Consider the following 19637-nt stretch of genomic DNA (forward strand, 5'->3'; position numbering starts at 1 on the left):
ATATGGGCTTGGCGGAAGGCATCGTTCAAGATGGCCAAGCACCGCACCCGACCCCAGAGGACGGCCATGACCGAGACGAAGACCACCGGCCCGGCACCGGAAGACGCCGCGACGCCCGCCTCCCCGGCGACCGAAGCGGACGAGGCCCGGACCCCGGACGCCAAGGCCGGAGAGGGGGCCAAGGGACCCGAGCAGATGCCCGGCGAAATCGGCGGCCCGAAGGGACCGGAGCCGACCCGCTTCGGCGACTGGGAGTTCAAGGGCCGCTGCTCGGACTTCTAAGCCGACGCCATTTAGGATGGATTGCCTGAACGCCCACCGACACGAACTGAATACATACGCATTCAGGACACAATACCTAGGTTGTGCTTGATGCGTTCTGGTTCGCGCGCTACTCTGTGACCGGTTCGCCCTTTCGCGAACCGGTGCCCGGAGAGGTCGCGCCATGGGATCACCCAAGTCCATCACCCTATGCCCGCTCCGCTCCGCCGGGCTGTGGCTGGCGCTTCTCTCCACCCTGCTGTCCGGCACCCTCCACGCCGCTCCGCCCGCCCTGCCCGGCCCGATCCCGGCGGAGGTGCTGGATGTTCTGGACGGCGACACGCTGCTGGTGCGCGCCACCATTTGGCTGGGTCAGGTGGTGGAAACCCATGTCCGGGTGGACGGGCTGGACGCGCCGGAGATGCGTGCCCGCTGCCCCCATGAGCGGGAACTGGCGGAGACCGCCCGCGACCACGCGCGCCGCCTGATCGGGGCCGCCCCGGTGCGGCTGCTCGACGTCCAACCCGACAAATATGGCGGTCGGGTGCGCGCCCGCGTGCTGACCATCGCGGGCGACGACTTGTCGGCCGCGCTGATCGCGGCGGGGCTCGCCCGCCCCTATCACGGCGAACGGCGCCAGCCCTGGTGCGACGGGACGGGCATGGGCTAATCCGGTTCCACCAAAGGACGAAGCGGGAACCCGCCGTCTCGCTCCGCTGTTGCCCCTCCCACCAAGGAGGAGAGCGAACCATGACGACCCAGACCTCGCCCTACGTCCCCGGCGCCATCGCCTTGCTGGCCGCCAGCCTCGCCCTGACCGGTGCCGCCGCCGCGCAGGACGCCAAGACGATGGAGGGTGGCCTCGGCGCCGCCCCGCCGTCCCAGGGCGAAGCCTGGATGGAATCGACCGGCGCCCAGGACCCGACGCTGGGCGAGCGCCGCACCGAGAAGCAGAAGAACGCGGCGGAGACCCGCGCGCTGGGCCGCATCGGCTCCATCCCCGACGCGGCGAGCGGCGAGTCCGGCCTGAAGCCCGGCACCGCCGAAGCCGTCAAGAGCCAGTCCGGCAGCGGCGCCTCCGGCGGATCGGACGCCACTCCCAAGCAATGACCCGAAAAAAGAAACCGGGGGCCGCGAAGGCCCCCGGTTCGTAGACAAACCCCGATGAACGCCGCGCTCAGGCGTTGTTCATGCGGTTCTCGATCAGGTCGGTCACGACGGTCGGATCAGCCAGCGTCGAGGTGTCGCCCAGGCTGTCGTGCTCGTTCGCGGCGATCTTGCGCAGGATGCGGCGCATGATCTTGCCCGAACGGGTCTTCGGCAGGCCCGGAGACCACTGGATCAGGTCCGGCGAGGCGATCGGGCCGATCTCCTTGCGGACCCAGGCCACCAGTTCCTTGCGCAGTTCCTCCGACGGGGTCTCGCCGGCGTTGAGCGTGACGTAGGCGTAGATGCCCTGGCCCTTGAGGTCGTGCGGGTAGCCCACGACGGCGGCCTCGGCCACCTTCGGGTGGGCGACCAGCGCGCTTTCGACTTCCGCCGTGCCCATGCGGTGGCCGGACACGTTGATCACGTCGTCCACGCGGCCGGTGATCCAGTAATAGCCGTCCGCGTCGCGGCGGCAGCCGTCACCGGTGAAGTAGTAGCCCGCGAAGGTCGAGAAGTAGGTCTGGACGAAGCGCTCGTGGTCGCCGAACACCGTGCGCATCTGGCCCGGCCAGCTGTCGGCGATGCACAGGTTGCCTTCCGTCTCGCCGTCCAGTTCCTTGCCGTCGTTGTCCACGACGACCGGCTTGACGCCGAAGAAGGGCTTGGTCGCGGAACCCGGCTTCTGGCCGATGGCGCCCGGCAGCGGGGTGATCAGGATGCCGCCGGTCTCGGTCTGCCACCAGGTGTCGACGATCGGGCAACGGCCCTCGCCGACCACGTTGTAGTACCACAGCCAGGCTTCCGGGTTGATCGGCTCGCCCACCGAACCCAGGATGCGCAGGCTGGAGCGGGAGGTCTTCTTCACCGGCCCCTCACCCTCGCGCATCAGCGAGCGGATGGCGGTCGGGGCGGTGTAGAAGATGTTGACCTTGTGCTTGTCCACCACCTGCCAGAAGCGGGAGATGTCCGGATAGGTCGGCACGCCTTCGAACATCAGCGTGGTGGCGCCGTTGGCCAGCGGACCGTAGACGATGTAGCTGTGGCCGGTGACCCAGCCCACGTCGGCGGTGCACCAGTAAACCTCGCCGTCCTTGTAGTCGAAGACGTACTGGTGCGTCATCGAGGCGTAGACGAGATAGCCGCCGGTGGTGTGCAGCACGCCCTTCGGCTTGCCGGTCGAGCCCGAGGTGTAGAGGATGAACAGCGGGTCTTCCGCGCTCATCTCCTCCGGCGGGCAGTCGGCGGAGACTGACGCGATCTCCTCGTGATACCAGAGGTCGCGGCCTTCGGTCCAGGCGACGTCGCCGCCGGTGTGCTTGACGACCAGCACGTGCTTGACGCCCGGCGCCGCGGCGACGGCCTTGTCGGCGTTCGCCTTCAGCGGAACCTTGCGGCCGCCGCGCAGACCCTCGTCGGAGGTGATGACGAAGTGGCTGTCGCAGTCGACGATGCGGTCCTTCAGGCTGTCCGGCGAGAAGCCGCCGAACACGATGGAGTGGATGGCGCCGACGCGCGCGCAGGCCAGCATGGCGTAGGCGGCCTCGGGGATCATCGGCAGGTAGATGGTGACGCGGTCGCCCTTCTTGACGCCGTTCTTCTTCAGAACGTTGGCGAGGCGGCAGACCTGCTCGTGCAGTTCCTTGTAGGTGATGTGCTTGGAAACGCCCGGATCGTCGCCCTCGAAAATGATGGCGGTCTGGTCGCCGCGCGTCGCAAGGTGGCGGTCGACGCAGTTGGCGGACACGTTCAGCGTGCCGTCGTAGAACCACTTGATGTGGACATCGCCGGTGTAGCTGACGTCCTTCACCTTGCTGTAGGGCTTGATCCAGTCGATGCGCTTGCCCTGCTCGCCCCAGAAGGCTTCCGGATCGTTGATCGATTGCTCGTACAGGCGGGCGTAGGCGGCTTCGTCCACGTAAGCGGTCTTGGCGATTTCCGGCTTAACAGGAAAAAACGAATTGTCGGACATTGGCTCGCGATTCCCCCGTAGTGCTTCTGGTTACGCCCTGAAGGGCTGTTGGGGAGCGGTTTCCGGCCGCTCCTGTTGCGGGACATTATCCACACAAGTTCCCGTCACCACAAGCAGAACGGCTGATTGTCCGCCCCCTCCATCGGGGCTTTCCGCTCCACTTTGTTGCAGCGCACCGCCCGTTCTTTTGAATTCACCGGCATCCGCGGCGGCGCGACCGCGCGACTATTTGTCGCGCATAGCACGAAAGCATGATGGCGCCCTCCGGAGGTCCGCTTAACCCGGTCTTAACCGCCGCATCGTTAGCGTGCATGCCGTTCACCCACAGCAAGGCACCGGCATGGCCAACGCGGACGGCAACACCGGAAACGGCACCACTGGTGGCGGCGCCGGACACGGCATGGAACTGGCCGGGCGCCTGTCGGAGATGGGCAGCCGCACCAGCCTGATGGTGATCGACGCCGCCCTGCGCACGGCGTCGCTGGCCGAGTTCGAGGCGTCCGGCTCCGCGGCCCTGGCGCCGTTCGGGCAAGACGCGGGCTTCGCCGGAGCCGCGGCGGAGATGCAGGCGCTGGCCCGCCGGATGCTCCAGGCCACACAGGATTTCCAGGCGGCCATCTGCGAACCGGCGGACTGATCCGCCGCCGCAGACGGCAGCTCTCAAGAGTTCCGAAGAACCGTCACGCCTCGATCCCGGCCAGTGCGCAGACATGCGCCCATTCGGCGTCCGACACCGGGCAGACCGACAGGCGCGACTGCTTGACCAGGGCCATGCCCTGAAGCAGCGGGTCGGCCTTCATCGTCTTCAGCGTGACCGGCGTCTTCACGGGCAGCAGCGCCCGCACGTCGACCATGCCGAAGCGCCCCGCCTCGTCGCTCGGGTCCGGGTAGTATTCCCGCGCGATCTCGACGACGCCGACCACCTCCAACCCCTCGTTCGAGTGGTAGAAGAAGGCGCGGTCGCCGATCTTCATGGCCTTCAGGTTGTTCGACGCCTGATGGTTGCGCACGCCGTCCCAATGGGTGGTGCCGTCGGCGACCATGCGCTCCCACGAATATTTGAAGGGCTCCGACTTCAGAAGCCAGCGGGCCATCGCCGTCCGCCCCCGGTCAGGACTTCGGGTAGACCCGGCGCCACGCCCGGATCTCCACGTTCTCGAACAGCCCGGCCTGGGCGTAGGGGTCGTTGGCGGCGAACGCCTTGGCGTCGGCCTCGTCGGCGCACTCCACGATCAGCAGGCTGCCGGCCATTCCCTGGCCGTCGTCGGACAGCAGCGGGCCGGCGGCGAACAGGCGGTCGGCGTGCGCCTCCAGATAGGCCAGATGGGCCGGGCGGTTGTCGGCCCGAACCTGGGCGGCGCCGGCCTTGTCGGTGCAATGGAACATGTACAGCATGGGTGGGTCTCCCGTTCGGTCGGGCGGGAGCCTAGCGCAGCCGCGACCGCCGCGGAAGGTGCCGCGACACGCGGCCTCTCCGCAGGCGGGGTTGTCTCAGCGGTGCAGCCAGAGGAAGGGTGCGCGCAGCGGCGGTGGACGGCCGGAACGCGCTGGATCGGCCTTGCGGCGGTTTCTCTCAGGCGCCGCGCTGTTTTCGCCCGTCCGCGCTCCGGTCCGCGGCGATCATCCGCCCGGCGGCCAGCAAAGCGGCGGCGCGGAACGCCAACAGAGCGAGCGGGTGCGGCGGGACAAGCATAAAACGGACTCCGATTGTGAAGGCGTGAAACCTCGCACAATCCATCCGGACATGCAACCATTCCGGAAATGGATGACCTGCCCTCCGGGCCTTCGTGGCGCCCCCTCCCCTCAGCGTCCCTCCTCGCGGAACGGCCGCGACAGCAGCCCGTCGATCGTCGCGTCCAGCCCGGCGCCGTGGTTCAGGATGGCGTCCACGGCGGCGCAGAGCGGCATGTCCACGCCCTTCTTCCCGGCCAGCCCGACCACCGCGGCGGCGGTGTAGACGCCCTCGGCGACGGAGCGGCGCTCCGCCAGCACCTCGGCCAGCGTCCGGCCCTCCCCCAGAGCGGCGCCCAGCGACATGTTGCGCGATTGCAGGCTGGAGCAGGTCAGCGTCAGGTCGCCCAGCCCCGACAGCCCCATCAGCGTCTCCGGCCGCCCGCCGAGCGCCAGGGCCAGCCGCGTGATCTCCGCCAGCCCCCGGGTGATCAGCGCCGCCCGCGCGTTGTCGCCCAGCTTGCGGCCTTCCACCACGCCGCAGGCGATGGCCAGCACGTTCTTCACCGCCCCGCCGATCTGCGACCCCACCACGTCGTCGGACAGGTAGGGGCGGAAGGTGCGGCTGCCCAGCGCCTCGACCAGCCGGGCGCCCAGCGCGGCGTCGGCGCAGGCGAGCGTCACCGCGGTCGGCAGGCCGCGCGCCACCTCCGCCGCGAAGGTCGGGCCGGACAGCACGGCCAGCGGAGTCCCCGCCGGCAGCGCGGCGGCGGCGGCCTCGCTCATCAGGGCGTGGCTGTCCAGCTCGATCCCCTTGGCGCAGATGACCAGCGGGGTGCCCGCCCGCAAATGGGCGGCGAGGCCGGCGCAGGCGCTGCGCAGATGTTGGGCCGGGGTGACGAGCAGGATGGCGTCGCAGGCGGCGGCCTCGGCCAGATCGCCGGTCGCGCGCAGCTCGGCGGGCAAGGTCACGCCTGGCAGATAGTCGCGGTTCTCCCGCGCGGCGTTGACCGACCCGACCACCGCCGGCTCGCGCGCCCACAGCAGGGCCTCCCGCCCGGCGCGCAGGGCGGCCAGAGCCAGCGCCGTGCCCCAGGCCCCGCCACCGATCACGCCGATGCGCCGGAAGTCCGTCGCCGCCATGGATGCCCCCCGTTTTTGATACTGTGGCTTCAAGGATTTTCCCGCCTGTTTAGGCGGAGCGTCCCCGGTCCGCAAGCCGGACGGTCAAGCCTCCGGTGTCAACAGAAGCTTCATCCCGACATGGCTCGCCCGAAAGCCCAGCCGCTCGTAGAAGCGGTGGGCGTCGATGCGCCGGGTCTGGCTGGTCAGTTGCACCATCACGCACCCCTCGGCGCGGGCCAGCGCGATGGCGTGCCGCATCATGGCGCTGCCGATCCCCTGGCCGCGCAACGCGCCGTCCACCTTCACCGCCTCCACCGTCGCCCGCGCCGCACCCCGGCGGGCCAGCCCGTGGGTGACGGTGAACTGGAAGCAGCCGACGATCCGCCCGTCCTGCTCCGCCAGCACGATGGAATTGCCCGGCTGGGCCGCCACGCGGTCGAAGGCGTCCCAATAGAGCGGGTCCAGCGGCTCGCCGTAGACGTCGCCGCCGGTGGACAGGGCGTCGTCGGCGGTCAGCCGGACGATCTCCGGCACGTCGTCGCGCCCGGCTTTGCGGAAAGTCAGAGCCATGGAACGCGCCCTCACGCCTTCACGCCGGAGCCGACCCCGGCCTTGCCGATGGCGGGCTTCGCGCTGGGGTCGAGCGGCCAGCGCGGGCGCGGCGCGAAGTCCAGCGGGTCGGTCTGGCCCAGCCGCAGCCGCTCGATCCCCGCCCAGGCGATCATCGCCGCGTTGTCGGTGCACAGCCGCAGCGGCGGCGCCACGAAGGGCATGGCCTCGCGGTCGGCCAGCTTCTGCAGGCGCGCGCGCAGCGTCTTGTTGGCGGCCACGCCGCCGGCCACCACCAGGGCGCCGCCCTGCGGGTGCATCTCCTTGAACCGGCGCATGGCGCGGGCGCAGCGGTCGGCCATCACCTCGGCCACCGTGTTCTGGAAGGCGGCGGCGAGGTCGGCTCGATCCTCCGCCGACAGCGGCGTCCCCAGCTCCTCGACATGGCGCCGCACCGCGGTCTTCAGGCCGGAGAAGGAGAAATCGCAGCCGGGGCGCCCGACCATCGGGCGCGGCAGGTCGAAGCGGCCCGGATTCGTCGCCAGCGCCGCCGCCTTCTCCAGAAGCGGCCCGCCGGGATAGCCGAGACCGAGCAGCTTGGCCGTCTTGTCGAACGCCTCCCCCACCGCGTCGTCGATGGTGGTGCCGAGCCGCCGGTATCGGCCCACCCCCTCCACGACCAGAAGCTGGCAATGCCCGCCGGACACCAGCAGCAGCAGATACGGGAAGGGCACGCCGTCGGTCAGCCGGGCGGTCAGCGCGTGGCCTTCCAGATGGTTCACCGCGACGAAGGGCAGCCCGCGCGCCGCGGCGATGGCCTTGGCGGTCATCACCCCGACGATCACCCCGCCGATCAGCCCCGGCCCGCCGGTCGCCGCCACGGCGTCGATGTCGGCGAAGCCCAGCCCGGACTCCGCCATGGCGCGGCGGATCAGCCCGTCCAGATGCTCCAGATGGGCGCGCGCGGCGATTTCCGGCACCACCCCGCCATAGGGCGTGTGGTCGTCCAGCTGCGAGAGCACCACGTCGGCGCGGATCTCCCGCGCGTCGGTCACGATGGCCGCCGCCGTCTCGTCGCAGCTCGTTTCGATTCCAAGAACGATCATGATGGCCGTCAAACTAGCCGTCTCCACCGCTCTGGTATAGGGTCTTGGCCCGGAATTTTCAGGCTGTTCAGGCGCCCATGAACAAGGACGTCCCCGACGACGACGCCAGCATCGTCTATTACGACGGCGATTACCCGTCGCTGGAGATCGGCGAGGCGCGGGCCGAGCACGCGGCGACTCTGGCCCGCCTCGGCATCCTCGGCGACGTGCCCTTCTACAAGGAGCGCGCGGCGGAGGCGGGCGGCCCGGTTCTGGAGATCGGCTGCGGCACCGGGCGCCTGACCATCCCGCTGGCCCGCGACGGGCATGACGTATGGGCGGTGGACGTCTCCGCCGCCATGCTCGACCAGCTCCGCGCCAAGCTGGCGCGCGAGGCGCCGGAGGTGCGGGACCGCGTCCATCTGGTGCGGCAGGACGCCGCGGCGCTGGATCTGCCGGCGCGGGATTTCCGGCTGGCCGTCGTTCCCTTCAACGTGCTGATGCTGATCCCCGACCTGACGGCGGAGCGCCGCACGCTGGCCGCCGCCGCTGCCCATCTGGCGCCGGGCGGCGTGTTGGCGCTGGACGTGATGAACCCGCTGACCCTGCCGATGGACGCCGAGACGAAGCCCAGCCCGTCGGAGCCGCGGCGCAACCCGCACAGCGGCAACCGCTACATCCGCAACAGCTTGGCCACCCGCCTGGACGAGCGGCAGTGCCAGCGCATCCACGGCTGGTACGACGAGCTGTTGCCGGATGGCAAGATCGCGGTGACCGAATACGGCTTCACCTGGCGGATGATCTTCCGCTACGAGCTGGAGCTGATGTTGGAGGCCGCCGGATTTGCCGTGGAGCGGCTGGCCGGCGATTTCGAGAACGCTCCCTGGACGGTGGACAGCCGCCGCATGGTGGTCACGGCGCGCCGCGCCTCCCCTCTCGCCAAAGACTAACGCGCTTGTCACCAGGGCTTGCAAACCGCAGTGGATCGCCTAGAACACTGACCTCATGACCCAACCGCTCCGCATCGGCACGCGCGGCAGCCCGCTGGCGCTGGCGCAGGCCCACGAGACCCGCGACCGGCTGATCGCGGCGCACCCGCATCTGGCCGCCCCCGGCGCCATCGAGATCGTCGTCTTCAAGACGACCGGCGACCGCATCCTCGACCGCACGCTGGCCGAAGCCGGCGGCAAGGGCCTGTTCACCAAGGAACTGGAGGACGCGCTGCTCGAAGGCAGCGCCGACCTCGCCGTCCATTCGATGAAGGACGTGCCGACCTGGATGCCGGAGGGGCTGGAGATCGCCACGCTCCTGCCGCGCGAGGACACGCGCGACGCCTTCTTCTCGCGGGGCGGCCACACGGTGGACACGCTGCCCGCCGGCTCCGTCGTCGGCACAGCGGGCTTGCGCCGTCAGGCCCAGATCCTGGAGCGGCGGCCCGACCTCACGGTCGTGCCCTTCCGCGGCAACGTTCAGACCCGCCTCGCCAAGCTGGAGGCCGGGGAGGTGGACGCCACCCTGCTGGCGCTCGCCGGGCTGCGCCGCCTCGGCCTGACCGATCGCATCACCGCCGTGCTGGAGCATGAGGAGATGCTGCCCGCCGTCGCCCAGGGCGCCATCGGCATCGAGATCCGCAGCGCCGACGACGCCACCCGAGCCCTCCTCGCCCCGCTGAACTGCGCCGCCACCGCGGCCCGTGTGACGGCGGAACGCGCGCTCCTCGCCATGCTCGACGGCTCCTGCCGCACCCCCATCGCGGCGCTGGCCACGCTGGACGGCGACCGGCTGCATCTGAAGGCAAAGGTGCTGTCCAACGACGGGCGGCAGGTCTTCCGGGCGGAGCGCAGCGGCAACGCAAGCGACGCCGCCGCCATCGGCGCAGACGCCGGCGCGGAGATTAAGGCGGTCCTGCCGCCCGACTTCTTCAAGAGCTGACGGGCGGCCGGCGATGGCGGGCCCTCACATCCTCGTCACCCGTCCGGCGGAGGATTCCGAGCCGCTGGCGGCCCATCTGCGCGCGCTGGGCTTCACCGTGTCGGTGGAGCCGATGCTGGAGATCCGCTGGCTGGACGGGCCGGAGCCGGACATCGGGAACGTACAGGCCCTCCTCTTCACCAGCGCAAACGGCGTACGGGGCTACACCAGACGTACAGGCCGGCTTGACCGTCCGGTCTATGCGGTCGGCGACGCCACCGCGACCGCCGCCCGCGAGGCCGGTTTCACCCAGGTGGAAAGCGCGTCCGGGGACGTGTACGCGCTGGCCGATCTGGTGCGCCGACGCTGCGCCGCAGCGGCGGGTCCGCTACTTCATGTCGCAGGAACCAAGCTCGCCGGCGACCTGTCGGCCATGCTGGGCTTGTCCGGATTTTCCATCCTGCGGGAAACGCTGTACGACGCCGTTCCGAGCGCGCGGCTGTCGGACGGCACGGCGGCGCTGTTGCGTACGGGAACACTGGACGCCGTGTTGTTTTTCTCTCCCCGTACCGCCCGTTCGTTTGTTAGGCTTGTCGCCGAGGCCGGGCTCATCGACCGCTGTCGTACAGTGGACGCGCTCTGCCTCAGCCCCGCGGTCGCGGAGGCTGCCCGCGCGTACGGTGAGCTGGGAGTGACACCGTGGCAGAACGTACGGGTGGCGCCACGGCCGGAGCAGGACTCGCTGCTCGGCCTGCTGCCGGAACCATCCGGCGGCACGGGCCGGGCTTGAGCGCATCCGCTTGGGGGCTTGTGTGGCGTTCGTTGAGAACAACTGCGACCAGAAGGCACCCAATGACCTCTCGCCCAGGCTCCGAACACGAGGCTGACCCGAACGGCCACACGCCGTCCGACCAGAACCAGACGCCCGACCAGAACCAAGTGGCCGGCGGCCCCGCCGTCGAACGCATCATCGAACGCTTCGGCGGCATCCGCCCCATGGCCCACAAGCTGGACATCCCGGTCACCACGGTGCAGGGCTGGAAGAAGCGCGGCGCCATTCCGCTGGCCCGCCACGCCGACCTTCGCGCCTCCGCCGCCAAGCACCGGATCAAGCTGAGCGAAGCCGACCTGGAAGCCGCCACGCCGAGCGAGGACCGCAACGCTCCCGACGCCGCCGATTCGGTGACGCCGCTGCCGCCGGACGCCGCCATCATCGCGTCCGCCGCCCCCCTCCCCGGGAGCGCCGAGCCCGTCAAGGCCGAGGACACCCTGCCGGGCGCCGACACGCTGCCGGGCGGTGGCCCGGTGCCGGCCACGGACCTGCCGCCCGCCGCGGACACTCTGCCGCCCTCCACTTTGCCGGGCGCCGCCGACACGCTGCCCGGCGGCGACGTGAAGGCCGAGACGAACAAGGGCAAGGAGATCCGGTCCGAAGAGGTCAAGGTCGAGGAGACCCGGATCGAGCAGGCCAAGGCCGATCCCTTCAAGTCCGAGGGGATCAAGAGCGAGCCGCCGCCCCCGGTGGAGCCCCCCGCCCCCGCCTACACCGCCTCCTCCTATGAGCCGCCGCGCTACGAGGCGCCGCGCGAGGAGCGCAAGTCCGGCGCCGGCTTCGCCACCGCCGTGTCGCTGATCGCCCTGCTGGTCGGCGCCGCCGCCCTGTCGCAGCCCTGGTGGGGCCCGCGCGTCCCCGGCTGGCCCACCGCTGGCGGACCCGCCGCCGGTCCGGCCGCCACGGCGCCCGCGCCGCAGCCCGACCCGGCCCTGCGCAACCAGATCCAGCAGTTGTCCGAGCGCCTCGCCAAGCTGGAGCAGCGCCCCGCCGCCCCGGCCGAGGGCAACGCCGCCGCCGGCATCGACCAGCAGACGCTGGACAACGCCGTCGGCCAGCTTGCCGCCCGCATCCAGCAGCTCGAAGAGCGTCCGCAGGCCACCGCCGCCGCCCCGGCCGAGCCCGACCCGCGCGTCGCCCAACTGACCGAGCAACTCGGTCAGGTCCAGCAGCGCGTCGACGCGGTGGGCAGCGAGGCCCAGGCCGCCGGGCAGATCCGCCAGGAGGTGGACGCGCTGAAGCAGGAGCTGGCCGCCGTCAACCAGGCGGTGGAATCCCGCCGCGACACCGCCGCCGCCGCCCAGGCGCTGGTGCTCGCCGCCGGGCAGCTGCGCTCCGCTCTGGCCGCCGGGCAGCCGTTCCAGCAGGAACTCCAGGCCGTCCGTGCCGTGGCGTCGGGCGACGCGCAGGTGACGCAGCCGCTGGAGGCCGTGGCCGGCTACGCCGCCAAGGGCGTGCCGACGCAGCCGCAGCTCACCGACCGCTTCAGCGCCATGGCCTCCGACATCGTGCGCGCCGACAACCAGGGCGAGGGCAACGACTGGGTGGAGCAGGTCACCGGCAAGATCGCCACGCTGGTCACCGTGCGCCGCTCGGGCGGCGACGCGGTCGGCGACAGCGCCTCGGCGGTGGTCGCCCGCGCCGAAGCCGCGCTGCAGGCCGGCAACCTCGGCGGCGCGGTCAACGAGCTGGCGGCCCTGAAGGGTCCGGCGGCGCAGGTCGCCGCCCCGTGGATCGCCGACGCCAAGGCCCGCCTGGCCGCCAACGAGGCCGGCCAGCAGCTCACCAACCGCGCCATCGGCCTGATGTCGCAGTCCGCCGGGGTCAAGGGAGCGGCCCAATGACACGCGCCATCTGGTTCATCATCAAGGTCGCCATCGTCGTCGCGATCGCGGTCTGGCTGGCCAACCACCCCGGCACCGTCGCCATCAACTGGCAGGGCTACGTCGTCGAGACCGGCTTCGGCATCGCCATCCTGATCGGCGTCGCCGCCTTGGCGGCGGGCATCGTCCTGTACCGGCTGGCCCGCGCCATCCTCGGCGCGCCGCGCAACTTCGGCCGCTACCGCCGGTCGCGCCGGCGCGAGCGCGGCTATCAGGCGCTGACCCGCGGCATGGTGGCCGTCGCCGCCGGCGACGCCACGACCGCCCGCAAGATGGCCCGCAAGGCCGACGGGCTGCTGAACGAGCCGCCGCTGACCATGCTGCTGTCGGCCCAGGCCGCCCAGCTCCAGGGAGACGACCGCGCGGCGAAGGAGTACTTCACGGCCATGCTCGACCGGCCGGAGACCGCCTTCCTCGGCCTGCGCGGCCTGCTGACGCAGTCGCTGAAGGCCGGCGACCGGGTGGAGGCGCTGCAGCTCGCCCGCCGCGCCCAGTCGCTCCAGCCCAACACGCCCTGGCTGCTCGGCACGCTGTACGACCTGGAAGCCCGCTCGGGCGAATGGGCGGCGGCGGAAGGCACGCTGCAGCAGGCCGTCCAGGCCGGCGCCATCAACCCCGACGACGGCCGCCGCCACCGCGCCACCCTGCTTCTGGAGCGCAGCTTCGAGGCGGAGCGCCGCGGCCGGTCCGACTCGGCCCTGTCGCACGCCCAGGCGGCGCACGACCTGCTGTCCGGCTTCGTCCCGGCGGCGGCCCGCGCGGCCCGTCTGCAGATGGCGGTCGGCAAGCACAAGAACGCCGCCAAGACCATCGAGCGCTGCTGGCGCGTCAACCCGCACCCGGATCTGACCTCGGCCTACCGGGAGGTGGTCTCCAGCTACGACCCGATGACCCGCGTCAAGCTGTTCGAGAAGCTGCGCAACCACGCCCCCAACGACGTCGAGTCGCTGCTCGCCGTGGCCCGCGCCGCCCTCGACGCCCAGCTGTGGGGCGAGGCCCGCGCCCACCTGACCAAGGCCCTGGAGATGCGGCCCTCCCGCCGCGTCTTCCAGCTCCTGGCCGAGCTGGAGCGGGCGGAGCGGCAGGACGAGGAGGCGGCACGCGCTTGGCTGGCCCAGGCGGCCAACGCCCCGGCGGACGCAGCCTGGACCTGCACCGCCTGCAACGCGGTCAGCCCGAGCTGGGGCGGCCTGTGCGGCCATTGCGGCGCGTTCGACAGCCTTGAATGGAAGACCCCGACCGTCAGCATGTCGCTGATGAGCCCGGAGTCCGCTCCGGCGACCATCACCCATCAGGTGACGGAGCCCGTCACCGGCCAGCCGGGCGTCGCGCCGGGAGGCCAGATCGTCACCCAGGGAGCGACCTAGCCGCGCGCTGGTCGCAGCCGGAAAAAAGCCCCTTCCCGGTCCGCCGGGGAGGGGCTTTTTCTTTGTGGTGAATCGGTCCGAACCCTTACGCGCTGCCCAGCCGGGCGCCGTCCAGGATGGCCTCGTCGAAGATCGCGCCGCTGCGGTCGCAGCCGGTCAGGTCGGCCAGCGTCAAGTCGCAGCCCTTCATGTTCGTGGCGCTGAGCGAGGCGCCGGCCATGCGGGCGCGCACCAGCGAGGCGCGCATCACCTTCGCCCCGGCGCTGATCAGCAGCAGCCCCAGATTGGCTCCGTCCAGGCAGCCGTCGATGAGGATCGCGCGGTCCAGCTTCGCGCCGCGCAGGTCGGCGCCGCGCAGGTCGGCGGAGCGCAGATCGGCCCCGTCGAACTGGGCCGCCTGGAGCTGCGCGCCGTTCAGCCGGGCGTGGCGCAGCCGCACGCCGGAGCCCTTGGCGAGCGTCAGCACCTTGCCCGACAGATCGGCCCCGTCCAGGTTCAGGCCGGTCAGGTCGAGCTGGCGCCCCTTCTGGCCGCTGGTGCCGAGCCACAGCAGGTGCTGGTGCAGCAGAACCTCGATGTCCGCCGCCGCGATCGCCGGGTGGGCGGGCTCCGCCGCCGGATCCTCGTCCGGTTCCAGGATGGGCGGGGGCGCCTGGGCCGCGGCCACGGCCTCCTCGTCGGTGCGGATGGAGGTGACGAGGTCCAGTTCCGACACCTTGGCGCCGTCCAGGATTGCGCCGCGCAGATCGGCGCCGTTCAGGTCGGCCCCCTGGAGGTCGGCGCCGGAGAAATTGCAGTCGCGCAGGTCGGTGCGCTGGAGCCGCGCGCCCGACAGGCGGGAATTGGTGAAGTCGGCCGCCCGCGCGAAGCTGCCCGACAGCTTGGCGCGGGCCATGTCGGCGTTGGTCAGCTTGGCCGAGGCCATGTCCGCCGGTCCCGGTTCGAACCCGACCACCTTCAGCTCGCCGGACGCGCTGCGGTTGGCGACGCTGCCGTCGCGCAGGTCGACCTCCACCATCACCGCGCCGTCCAGAATGGCGCCGCGCACGTTGGCGCCGCGCAGGTCGGTGCGGTAGAGGCGGGCTTCCGTCAGGTCGGCGCCGCGCAGGTCCGCGCCATAAAGGTCGGCGTGGTCGAGGATGGTTCCCCGCATCCGGGCGTCGCGCAGGATGGCTCCGGACAGGTGCGCGCCGGTCAGGTTGCGGCCCGACAGGTCGAGCCCGGTCAGGTCGAAGAAGGGCAGGTTGGCGCGGGCGCCGTTGGGCCGCCCCTCGGTGAAGCGGACATGGCGCTCGCACACCCGGTCCAGCTGCTCCTGGCTCAAGCGTATCCGGGACTTGTGGGAGCCGTCGTTCGCCATCGGCGCCTCAGGCGAACAGCGCGTCGATGTCGGCCTGCGAAATCTCGCTGCCGCCGCCCGACGGTTCGGGCGCCGGGGCGGCGGGTCGCGGGGCCGGCTTCGCAGCGGCGGGCGGAGGAGGGGGTGGGGGCGGTGCGGGCGCCTCCGCCGGCTCGGCCCGTTCCAGCACCTGGGGGATCTGCGTGGCCAATGTGTCGAACAGGGCGTCGATGTCGTCCTGGCTGACCTCCGGCCCGCCGAGCTGCGGGCCGTTCAGCAGATGCGCGTCGGGCCGGGTGTCGCCCAGCTTGCGGTGGGACGCCCCCTCGCCCATGGACGCGGTTTCCGAGGCGGTGGCGATGCGGTCGACGCCCCAGATCTCGATCATCGTGTTCACGCGCTGCTCGATGTAGCGCAGCGTGTTGACCACCTTGGTGGTGCGCTGACCGGTGATGTCCTGGAAGGCGCAGGCGGTCATGATCTCGATGCTCCAGGCGTCGATGGCGTCGACCATCTCCGCGATGTCGGGATCGGTGCGCGGAATGCTCTGGGTGATCTCCTGGATCTTCTCGGTGGCGTTCAGGATGTCGGTGGTGGCGCGCTCGGTCGCCGCGACGATCTCGTCCAGCTCGCCGGTCGCCGCCTCGATGCGGTTCGACCCGGTGTCGGCAGGGCGTAGCGCGGCGATGTCGCTGCGCGTCTCGCGCACCACCTGGGTGATCGACATCAGCTCCTGCTGAAGCTGCAGGCCATCCCCCATCCCGCCTCCCGGCACCGGACGGGGCAAGGCGCCGGAGTCCACCCCACGCAGCCGGTTGACCTGCTGCTCCAGCGCGCCGGTCAGCCGGTGGAACTCGTCCACCGCGACCACGCGGGATCGTCGGTCGCGCATGCGCAGGAACGCGCGGCCGCGCGCGGTTTGCGACAGCGCCTCCTCCATCTGGAGGTAGTCATGCTCGGTCAGTTCCATCAGAGGAACATCGCTCATCGTCGTCACCGTCGGCGGGCCGCTGTTGAGAATCCGCCATGGAGGAAAGCACGTCTTAGGAAAACTGAGGTTACACCAGACATGGCCTGGATTTCAGGCAAATCCTACACATCTCTGCCTCGCAGATCCCGCTGAACAAAGTCTTAATGAAGTCATGGGTGGTGCGCGGTGACGCACCCCCTCGTCATGCAACCAATCATGGAAGCCGCTCACCGGGGCGGAGTTGGGAAAGAAGGCGGAGCTGCGGTATGGAGGATTCTCCCGCCGCCGCCGCTGCCCTATACTCCACCACCCCGGCGCTGGCCGAGCGGCGGGGCAAAGGGCGCGCAGGCTTGACCCACAGGCGCCGCTCGCCCACATCAGCCGCGCCAACGCGGTACGGAACAACAGGAACGGGGACAAGATGCCGATGAGGACGACGCTTCGGTTCGCGGCGCTTCGGTTTGCCGGGGCGGCGTGCGTGGCCGGGCTTTTGGGGATCGGCGTTCCGAGCGCGGGTCTGGCCCCTGCCCCTGCAGCGGCGGCCCTGCCCGCCGGGGTCACCGGGGTGACGACCATCGCGCCGATGCTGGAGCAGGTGACCCCCGCCGTCGTCAACATCGCCGTCCTGTCGCGGGCGCCGCAGGCCGAGAACCCGCTGCTGCGCGATCCCTTCTTCCGCCGTTTCTTCAACGTCCCCGAACAGCAGGCCCGCCCGCAGGTCAGCGCCGGGTCCGGCGTCATCGTCGACGCGCGGCGCGGCTACGTCATCACCAACGCCCATGTGGTGGAGAACGCGCAGGAGATCGCCGTCACCCTGAAGGACCGCCGCCGCCTGCGCGCCAAGCTGGTCGGTCGGGATGCGGCGACCGACATCGCGCTGCTGAAGATCGAGGCGGAGAAGCTGACCGCCCTGCCCTGGGGCGATTCGGACCAGCTCAAGGTCGGCGACTTCCTGGTCGCCATCGGCAACCCCTTCGGGCTGGGCCAGACGGTGACCTCCGGCATCGTCTCGGCGCTCGGCCGCAGCGGGCTGAAGATCGAGGGGTACGAGGACTTCATCCAGACCGACGCCTCCATCAACCCCGGCAACTCCGGCGGCGCGCTGGTGAACTTCAACGGGGAGCTGGTCGGCATCAACACCGCGATCATCGGCCCGGCCGGCGGGTCGGTCGGCATCGGCTTCGCCGTGCCGGTCAGCATCGTCCGCTCGGTGATGGAGCAGCTGGTCGAGTATGGCGAGGTGCGGCGCGGCCGGCTGGGCGTCTCCATCCAGGACCTGACCCCGGACCTGGCGGACAGCATGAATTTGGCCGGCGACGCCGGGGCGGTCATCGCCCAGGTGGAGCGCGGGTCCGCCGCCGAGCGCGCCGGCTTCCGCAGCGGCGACGTGGTGACCGCGGTGAACGGGCGCCCGGTGCGCAGCGCCACCGACTTCCGCAACCGCATGGGTCTGGTGCGGGCCGGCACGCCGCTGCAGGTGACCGTCCTGCGCGGCGGCAGCGAACGGGTGCTGAACGTCCGAACGGCGAACTAGACCCGGCGGACCGGATCGGGATAACCATGGTCTGATGATCGGCCGCCCCTCCCCTCCCCGCCGGCAGGCCCCGCCCGCCCCCATGGTCAGCGCGGCCCAGCGCCAGCGCGAGGTCGCCCGCATGCTGATGCGGCTCGACGACATGCTGAAGAAATGCGCGGATCTGGCGGCAGCGGCGCGGGAGCGCGTGTCGGTCGGCGGGATGGGCCGCTACCGCAAGTTCTCCCGCAAGGTGCGCGACTTCTTCTCGCTGGCCGCGGTGACCCAGGAACGGCTGGACGCCGCCCCATCGGAGATGGAGGAGTTGATCGGCCCGATGACCACCGCGCTGGAGCGCCTGCACGCCCGCATGGTGATCCTGTTCGTGGAGGAGAGCCTCGGCTTCTTCAACACCTTCGCACGGGTCAAGGCGCTGCCCATCGGCACCCACGAGACGGTGGGGGTGGAATTCCGCGCGCTGATGGAGATCCGCAAGTTTCTCGACGACCCGCTCTACGACGGGGAGCGCGGGCAGGGTCTGCGCAAGCAGACGGACCGCGTCGCCGTCCTGATGCGCGCGGTGATGGACCGCTGCCCGCCCCTGCCCGATTTCGGCGACGAGCCAAGCATCGGGCCGCGGGGCACGGTGAACAAGCCGCTGCGCCCGCCCCGCGCCGCCCCGCCTCCCGCCGCGGGCCGGGCGGCGGAGCCGCGCCCGCTGCCGCAGCCCAATTCCCAACGGCCCGACCCCCGGCTTGAAGTTCGCCAACTGTCCCTGGACGACGAGGACTGACGACGAGGACCGACGGGCCGCCGTCAGCGGTCCGCCGGCGAGGATTCGCGGTGGTGGCTGTGCGCGTCCACGCCGCGCAGGTGCTCGGCGGCTTCGTGCAGGGCGCGCTCGCTGGCGCTGTCGGGGGTCTGCAGCCCGGCCTCCGGGCCGGGGACGGCGTCCTCCTCGGCGATCTCGCGGACGGCCTGCTGCCAATGCTCGATGTGGCGCCCCTCGGGACGGCCCTCCCGCTCCCAGATGGCGTGAGCGCGCTCGCGGACGCGGGGGTCGTCGGGGCCGGTGTGATGCTCCATGGCGCTGTCCTCCCTGTGCGGTCTGTTGTCATGACCGTCAACAGGCGGAGCGGCACGGCGTGCCGCGGGCCTTCCCGCTACAGCCAATAGAGCGGGCTGACCCCGAACAGCCAGGGATGCACCGCGATCATCGCGGCGTAGGCGGCCAGCGCGCCCAGAACACGGCCCCAGCCGATCTCTCCGGGACGGAAGCTCTGGCGTCCGGCCAGGATGGCGGCGAAGGGCAGAGCGGAGGTCTCCGCCCGGTAGGCCCGCCCGGGAGCGCTGCGGCGCAGCAGCCAGTCGTTCTTGACCATGGCGAACAGGGCGATGGCCACCATCGCGACGAACAGCACGACCCGCCGCCCATCCCCGGTGGCTTGCAGATGCAGCAGCGCCCACAGCAGCAGCCCCATGCTGCCGGGAAAGCGGGTGATCCGGTAGATGCCCCGCGGCGGGTTGGGGGCGTCGGGCTCGCCAGCCTTGCTGGTGACGCGGGCGGTGATCAGCAGGAAGGACAGCGGCATCAGCGCGACGACGAGCGGCGCCGCCCAGCCGGCGGGAACGAACAGCGGCTCCCCGCCCCCGGCCTCGCGGTAGGCCCAGACGAACAGGCCGAGCGCCAGCAGCGAGCCCAGCGAATGCAGGGCGACGAACCCGCCCCGCCCCAACCGGGCGATCAGCCACGGCCGCACCCCCGGCCAGGACGGCACGGCGTGGGTGGCGAACAGGAACAGGGCGGCGAGGAGGAGGTCGGTGGTCATGGGGGCCGAGAAAACACCGCTTTGCCCGACGGAGTCTTGATGAACGTCAAGCATGCCGCGCTGAAAGCAAACCGCGTCCGAGTGTGGTGCAGGCCACAGCCGGGATGGGCGGTGGGGCGTAGTGTCTGGTCATCGAACAGGCCGGGCCCCGACGCAGACGGAACCGGCAGCCAGCTCCCCCAGA

Annotated in this window: 21 protein-coding genes; 11 read left to right on the forward strand and 10 right to left on the reverse strand. The window is 71.1% G+C overall.

Annotated elements, in window-relative coordinates:
• Positions 1–66: 66 nt before the first annotated feature.
• From H0B54_RS20215 to H0B54_RS20225, 3 genes are all read left to right on the forward strand, one after another.
• On the forward strand, positions 67–282 hold the full coding sequence (locus H0B54_RS20215; RefSeq protein WP_188261819.1) for a DUF1674 domain-containing protein: 216 nt from the start codon (positions 67–69) through the stop codon (positions 280–282).
• 163 nt (positions 283–445) lie between these two features.
• Positions 446–931: a thermonuclease family protein gene (locus H0B54_RS20220; RefSeq protein WP_188261820.1), complete on the forward strand. Its 486-nt coding sequence runs from the start codon at positions 446–448 to the stop codon at positions 929–931.
• Positions 932–1011: 80 nt separating this feature from the next.
• Positions 1012–1371 (forward strand): hypothetical protein, encoded by a 360-nt coding sequence (locus H0B54_RS20225; protein ID WP_188261821.1) that lies wholly within the window; start codon positions 1012–1014, stop codon positions 1369–1371.
• 67 nt (positions 1372–1438) lie between these two features.
• Here H0B54_RS20225 and acs read toward each other — a convergent pair whose 3' ends face one another.
• Positions 1439–3379: an acetate--CoA ligase gene (gene acs, locus H0B54_RS20230; RefSeq protein ID WP_188261822.1), complete on the reverse strand. Its 1941-nt coding sequence runs from the start codon at positions 3377–3379 to the stop codon at positions 1439–1441.
• Positions 3380–3719: 340 nt separating this feature from the next.
• Between acs and H0B54_RS20235 the strand changes: the two genes are divergently transcribed.
• Positions 3720–4016 carry a hypothetical protein gene (locus H0B54_RS20235; RefSeq protein WP_188261823.1) on the forward strand — a complete coding sequence of 99 codons (297 nt, stop codon included), beginning with the start codon at positions 3720–3722 and terminating at the stop codon, positions 4014–4016.
• Between the two features lie 43 nt (positions 4017–4059).
• Here H0B54_RS20235 and H0B54_RS20240 read toward each other — a convergent pair whose 3' ends face one another.
• The 5 genes from H0B54_RS20240 to tsaD all read right to left on the reverse strand — a co-directional run bounded on the left by H0B54_RS20240 (position 4060) and on the right by tsaD (position 7830).
• A complete protein-coding gene (locus H0B54_RS20240; protein ID WP_137103966.1) occupies positions 4060–4473 on the reverse strand; it encodes an EVE domain-containing protein in 414 nt (137 codons plus the stop codon).
• A 16-nt stretch (positions 4474–4489) separates the two neighbouring features.
• Complete coding sequence (locus H0B54_RS20245; protein ID WP_094305214.1) at positions 4490–4774, reverse strand: YciI family protein; 285 nt, start codon at positions 4772–4774, stop codon at positions 4490–4492.
• A 408-nt stretch (positions 4775–5182) separates the two neighbouring features.
• Positions 5183–6193, reverse strand: coding sequence for an NAD(P)H-dependent glycerol-3-phosphate dehydrogenase (locus H0B54_RS20250; RefSeq protein WP_188261824.1), 1011 nt, complete (start codon positions 6191–6193; stop codon positions 5183–5185).
• 84 nt (positions 6194–6277) lie between these two features.
• Positions 6278–6745: a GNAT family N-acetyltransferase gene (locus tag H0B54_RS20255; RefSeq protein WP_188261825.1), complete on the reverse strand. Its 468-nt coding sequence runs from the start codon at positions 6743–6745 to the stop codon at positions 6278–6280.
• Between the two features lie 11 nt (positions 6746–6756).
• On the reverse strand, positions 6757–7830 hold the full coding sequence (gene tsaD, locus H0B54_RS20260; RefSeq protein ID WP_188261826.1) for a tRNA (adenosine(37)-N6)-threonylcarbamoyltransferase complex transferase subunit TsaD: 1074 nt from the start codon (positions 7828–7830) through the stop codon (positions 6757–6759).
• 77 nt (positions 7831–7907) lie between these two features.
• On the opposite strand from tsaD, the gene H0B54_RS20265 reads away from it, so the two are divergent.
• From H0B54_RS20265 to H0B54_RS20285, 5 genes are all read left to right on the forward strand, one after another.
• Entirely contained in the window at positions 7908–8759 is an 852-nt protein-coding gene (locus H0B54_RS20265; RefSeq protein ID WP_188261827.1) for a class I SAM-dependent methyltransferase, read from the forward strand.
• A gap of 55 nt (positions 8760–8814) precedes the next feature.
• Entirely contained in the window at positions 8815–9741 is a 927-nt protein-coding gene (hemC, locus tag H0B54_RS20270; RefSeq protein WP_094305218.1) for a hydroxymethylbilane synthase, read from the forward strand.
• A gap of 13 nt (positions 9742–9754) precedes the next feature.
• A complete protein-coding gene (locus tag H0B54_RS20275) occupies positions 9755–10510 on the forward strand; it encodes a uroporphyrinogen-III synthase (protein WP_188261828.1) in 756 nt (251 codons plus the stop codon).
• A 62-nt stretch (positions 10511–10572) separates the two neighbouring features.
• Positions 10573–12396, forward strand: a complete 1824-nt coding sequence (locus H0B54_RS30300) for a COG4223 family protein (RefSeq protein WP_188261829.1) — start codon at positions 10573–10575, stop codon at positions 12394–12396.
• A complete protein-coding gene (locus H0B54_RS20285; protein WP_188261830.1) occupies positions 12393–13802 on the forward strand; it encodes a heme biosynthesis protein HemY in 1410 nt (469 codons plus the stop codon). Before H0B54_RS30300 ends, H0B54_RS20285 begins: the two co-directional genes overlap by 4 nt.
• 85 nt (positions 13803–13887) lie before the next feature.
• On the opposite strand, the gene H0B54_RS20290 is transcribed toward H0B54_RS20285, so the two are convergent.
• Both H0B54_RS20290 and H0B54_RS20295 read right to left on the reverse strand, forming a co-directional pair.
• Entirely contained in the window at positions 13888–15126 is a 1239-nt protein-coding gene (locus H0B54_RS20290; RefSeq protein WP_246472641.1) for a pentapeptide repeat-containing protein, read from the reverse strand.
• A gap of 43 nt (positions 15127–15169) precedes the next feature.
• Complete coding sequence (locus H0B54_RS20295) at positions 15170–16129, reverse strand: hypothetical protein (protein WP_188261832.1); 960 nt, start codon at positions 16127–16129, stop codon at positions 15170–15172.
• 409 nt (positions 16130–16538) lie between these two features.
• Between H0B54_RS20295 and H0B54_RS20300 the strand changes: the two genes are divergently transcribed.
• Positions 16539–17645: a Do family serine endopeptidase gene (locus H0B54_RS20300; protein WP_188261833.1), complete on the forward strand. Its 1107-nt coding sequence runs from the start codon at positions 16539–16541 to the stop codon at positions 17643–17645.
• Between the two features lie 34 nt (positions 17646–17679).
• Positions 17680–18417 carry a hypothetical protein gene (locus tag H0B54_RS20305; RefSeq protein WP_246472642.1) on the forward strand — a complete coding sequence of 246 codons (738 nt, stop codon included), beginning with the start codon at positions 17680–17682 and terminating at the stop codon, positions 18415–18417.
• A 23-nt stretch (positions 18418–18440) separates the two neighbouring features.
• Here the strand turns inward: H0B54_RS20305 and H0B54_RS20310 are convergent, their stop codons facing one another.
• The gene (locus H0B54_RS20310) at positions 18441–18710 is read right to left on the reverse strand and encodes a DUF2934 domain-containing protein (RefSeq protein ID WP_188261834.1); all 270 of its coding nucleotides are present in this window, start codon (positions 18708–18710) and stop codon (positions 18441–18443) included.
• A gap of 77 nt (positions 18711–18787) precedes the next feature.
• A complete protein-coding gene (locus H0B54_RS20315) occupies positions 18788–19453 on the reverse strand; it encodes an NnrU family protein (protein WP_188261835.1) in 666 nt (221 codons plus the stop codon).
• Positions 19454–19637 lie beyond the last annotated feature (184 nt).

This window comes from Azospirillum tabaci, from assembly GCF_014596085.1.
Lineage (GTDB): Bacteria > Pseudomonadota > Alphaproteobacteria > Azospirillales > Azospirillaceae > Azospirillum > Azospirillum tabaci.

Excerpts from the sequence above, each read along its gene's own strand:
- H0B54_RS20215 (WP_188261819.1), top strand. The coding sequence starts at position 67 with ATGACCGAGACGAAGACCACCGGCCCGGCACCGGAAGACGCCGCGACG.
- H0B54_RS20220 (WP_188261820.1), top strand. The coding sequence starts at position 446 with ATGGGATCACCCAAGTCCATCACCCTATGCCCGCTCCGCTCCGCCGGG.
- H0B54_RS20225 (WP_188261821.1), top strand. The coding sequence starts at position 1,012 with ATGACGACCCAGACCTCGCCCTACGTCCCCGGCGCCATCGCCTTGCTG.
- acs (WP_188261822.1), bottom strand. The coding sequence starts at position 3,379 with ATGTCCGACAATTCGTTTTTTCCTGTTAAGCCGGAAATCGCCAAGACC.
- H0B54_RS20235 (WP_188261823.1), top strand. The coding sequence starts at position 3,720 with ATGGCCAACGCGGACGGCAACACCGGAAACGGCACCACTGGTGGCGGC.
- H0B54_RS20240 (WP_137103966.1), bottom strand. The coding sequence starts at position 4,473 with ATGGCCCGCTGGCTTCTGAAGTCGGAGCCCTTCAAATATTCGTGGGAG.
- H0B54_RS20245 (WP_094305214.1), bottom strand. The coding sequence starts at position 4,774 with ATGCTGTACATGTTCCATTGCACCGACAAGGCCGGCGCCGCCCAGGTT.
- H0B54_RS20250 (WP_188261824.1), bottom strand. The coding sequence starts at position 6,193 with ATGGCGGCGACGGACTTCCGGCGCATCGGCGTGATCGGTGGCGGGGCC.
- H0B54_RS20255 (WP_188261825.1), bottom strand. The coding sequence starts at position 6,745 with ATGGCTCTGACTTTCCGCAAAGCCGGGCGCGACGACGTGCCGGAGATC.
- tsaD (WP_188261826.1), bottom strand. The coding sequence starts at position 7,830 with ATGATCGTTCTTGGAATCGAAACGAGCTGCGACGAGACGGCGGCGGCC.
- H0B54_RS20265 (WP_188261827.1), top strand. The coding sequence starts at position 7,908 with ATGAACAAGGACGTCCCCGACGACGACGCCAGCATCGTCTATTACGAC.
- hemC (WP_094305218.1), top strand. The coding sequence starts at position 8,815 with ATGACCCAACCGCTCCGCATCGGCACGCGCGGCAGCCCGCTGGCGCTG.
- H0B54_RS20275 (WP_188261828.1), top strand. The coding sequence starts at position 9,755 with ATGGCGGGCCCTCACATCCTCGTCACCCGTCCGGCGGAGGATTCCGAG.
- H0B54_RS30300 (WP_188261829.1), top strand. The coding sequence starts at position 10,573 with ATGACCTCTCGCCCAGGCTCCGAACACGAGGCTGACCCGAACGGCCAC.
- H0B54_RS20285 (WP_188261830.1), top strand. The coding sequence starts at position 12,393 with ATGACACGCGCCATCTGGTTCATCATCAAGGTCGCCATCGTCGTCGCG.
- H0B54_RS20295 (WP_188261832.1), bottom strand. The coding sequence starts at position 16,129 with ATGAGCGATGTTCCTCTGATGGAACTGACCGAGCATGACTACCTCCAG.
- H0B54_RS20300 (WP_188261833.1), top strand. The coding sequence starts at position 16,539 with ATGAGGACGACGCTTCGGTTCGCGGCGCTTCGGTTTGCCGGGGCGGCG.
- H0B54_RS20305 (WP_246472642.1), top strand. The coding sequence starts at position 17,680 with ATGATCGGCCGCCCCTCCCCTCCCCGCCGGCAGGCCCCGCCCGCCCCC.
- H0B54_RS20310 (WP_188261834.1), bottom strand. The coding sequence starts at position 18,710 with ATGGAGCATCACACCGGCCCCGACGACCCCCGCGTCCGCGAGCGCGCT.
- H0B54_RS20315 (WP_188261835.1), bottom strand. The coding sequence starts at position 19,453 with ATGACCACCGACCTCCTCCTCGCCGCCCTGTTCCTGTTCGCCACCCAC.